Origin of the sequence: Streptomyces sp. NPDC020379 (assembly GCF_044387105.1) — a bacterium.
Classification (GTDB): domain Bacteria; phylum Actinomycetota; class Actinomycetes; order Streptomycetales; family Streptomycetaceae; genus Streptomyces.
This window is the reverse complement of sequence record NZ_JBIRVR010000053.1, coordinates 1-2,482: the sequence shown is the minus strand read 5'-3', so window position 1 is coordinate 2,482 and position 2,482 is coordinate 1. Positions and strand designations below refer to the sequence as shown.

At 68.5% G+C, this 2,482-nt stretch carries 2 protein-coding genes; one reads left to right on the top strand and one right to left on the bottom strand.

All coding sequences use genetic code 11. The features are described from left to right. Nucleotides 1–302: 302 nt before the first annotated feature. Entirely contained in the window at nucleotides 303–1,301 is a 999-nt protein-coding gene (gene trpS / locus ACH427_RS32290; RefSeq protein WP_398875385.1) for a tryptophan--tRNA ligase, read from the top strand. A gap of 68 nt (nucleotides 1,302–1,369) precedes the next feature. On the opposite strand, the gene proC is transcribed toward trpS, so the two are convergent. Next, nucleotides 1,370–2,179: a pyrroline-5-carboxylate reductase gene (gene proC, locus ACH427_RS32285; protein ID WP_398875383.1), complete on the bottom strand. Its 810-nt coding sequence runs from the start codon at nucleotides 2,177–2,179 to the stop codon at nucleotides 1,370–1,372. Between the last annotated feature and the right edge of the window lie 303 nt (nucleotides 2,180–2,482).

Here is a 2,482-nt window from a genome sequence, read left to right as displayed (position 1 = left end):
TTCAGGGAACATGCAGTAGAGATTGCCGCCAGTACGGCGTGAGTGGCCGCCTCGCCGTCCTCGCGGACGCCGTGGCAACTCGAAGAACTCTACACGAGCCCGTAGGACGCATCAAACCCGTGGCGCAAGGGGGTTTCGCAGGGGTACGGTCGGCGCATGACTCAGCATGCGTGCCGCAGCACTCGGCAGTGGTGGGCCGCCTGACCGGCGGCCCGTCTTCTGCGCATGCATCCACGGCCGCCGCCTCGGCGGCCTTTTTGCTGTCCGTGGTGGTGGTCCCTCTCCAAGGGAGGCAGGACCCCATGACCCGGATCTTCAGCGGTATCAAGCCCACCGGCCACCTGACGCTGGGCAACTATCTCGGAGCCGTACGCCAGTGGGTCGAGACGGACCAGCACAAGGCCGACGCGCTCTTCTGCGTCGTCGACCTGCACGCCCTGACCGTCGACCATGACCCCGCCAGGGTCCGCAGGCTCAGCCGGCAGGCGGCCACGCTGCTGCTCGCCGCAGGGCTGGAGCCGTCCCGCTGCACGATGTTCGTGCAGAGTCATGTGGACGAGCACACCCGGCTCTCCTATCTGCTCGAGTGCACGGCATCCGACGGCGAGATGCGCCGGATGATCCAGTACAAGGAGAAATCCGCGCGCGAGCGGGCGACCGGCGGCAGCGTACGGCTGTCGCTGCTGACGTACCCCGTGCTGATGGCGGCCGACATCCTCGCCTATTCGGCGGACGAGGTGCCCGTGGGCGACGACCAGGCCCAGCACGTGGAGCTCACGCGTGACCTGGCCGTGCGCTTCAACCAGCGATACGGCCGCACGTTCACCGTGCCGAAGGCCGTACTCCCGAGCGTGGCCGCCAGGGTCATGGACCTCCAGGACCCCACCTCGAAGATGGGCAAGTCCCACGCGGAGACGGGCGGGATCGTCTATCTCCTCGACGAGGCGGACGTCGTACGCAAGAAGATCATGCGCGCGGTGACCGACAGCGGCAGCTCCGTCGTATACGACCGGGAAGAACAGCCCGGAGTCGCGAATCTGCTGGAGATCCTCGCGTCCTGTGTCGGTGGAAAGCCCGCGGAGCTGGCCGAGGGGTACGACTCGTACGGCGCTCTGAAGCGGGACACCGCCGATGCCGTGCTCGAACTGCTGCGGCCGGTGCGGGAAAGGCACGCGGAATTGTGCGCCGACCCGGGATATGTGGACGCGGTCCTGCGCACCGGGGCCGAGCGGGCCAGGAAGGTGGCCCGACCGACCGTCGACGCGGCTTACGCGGCGATCGGTCTGATGCCGCCCGCCTGAAAGCACGAAGAACGGCCTCGGAGACCGAAAGGGAATCCGAGGCCGTTCCGTACGAACTATCGCCGCTGTCAGGCTTGCCCGGAGGCCAGTTCCCGGCTGCGGTCGCGAGCCGCTTCGAGTGCGGCGATCAGGGCGGCCCGTACGCCGTGGCGCTCCAGCTCGCGGATCGCGCTGATCGTCGTGCCCGCCGGCGAGGTGACCGCCTCGCGGAGCTTGACCGGGTGCTCGCCGCTGTCGCGCAGCATCACGGCCGCGCCGATGGCCGCCTGGACGATGAGGTCGTGAGCCTTGTCCCGCGGGAGGCCGAGGAGGATGCCGGCGTCGGTCATCGCCTCGACGAGGAAGTAGAAGTACGCGGGACCGGAGCCGGAGAGGGCCGTCGCCGCGTCCTGCTGGGACTCCGGGACCCGCAGCGTCTTGCCGACGGGCTTGAAGATCGCTTCGGTGCGGAGGAGGTGGTCCTCCGTGGCATGGGTGCCCGCGGAGATCACGGACATGCCCTCGTCCACAAGGACGGGGGTGTTGGGCATGACGCGCACGACGGGGACGCCCTCCGGCAGCTTCTCCTCGAAGAAGGCTGTGGGGACGCCGGCCGCGGCGCTGATCACCAGTCGGTCGGCGGGCAGGTGGGGGGCGAGCTCCTCGAGGAGCGTCGCCATGTCCTGCGGCTTCACGGCGAGGATCAGGGTGTCGGCGGCCTTGGCGGCCTCGACGTTGGTGACGGTGTCGACGCCGTAACGGGCGCGGAGCGCCTCGGCCCGCTCCGGGCGGCGGGCGGTGACCAGCAGGTCATCGGTCGACCAGCCGGCGCGGATCATCCCGCTGAGCAGTGCCTCGCCGATCTTTCCTGTGCCGAGAACAGCGACTTTCTGGGCCACGGGGCTCGCTCACCTCTTCTGCGCTGGAGTTCAGGGGCGTCCCGAGCCATCTTCGCACCCGGCACGCACCCCACGCGGCGGCGTGGGAGAACCGGAGGACGACGAGGGCTCACGATCGCCGTCGCCTGCCCTGAGTCCCGATCGAGCTGGAGCTCGAACTTCCTCAAGCGGAAGGCGGTACCGTCGGTCGCAGCGCACGAATAAAAAGGTCCGGGAACGCAGAAATGCCCTGGCAGGAACCGGAGTTCCCACCAGGGCATTTCATCAAAATTTGTTCGGCGGCGTCCTACTCTCCCACACGGT

Excerpts from the sequence above, each read along its gene's own strand:
- trpS (WP_398875385.1), top strand. The coding sequence starts at position 303 with ATGACCCGGATCTTCAGCGGTATCAAGCCCACCGGCCACCTGACGCTG.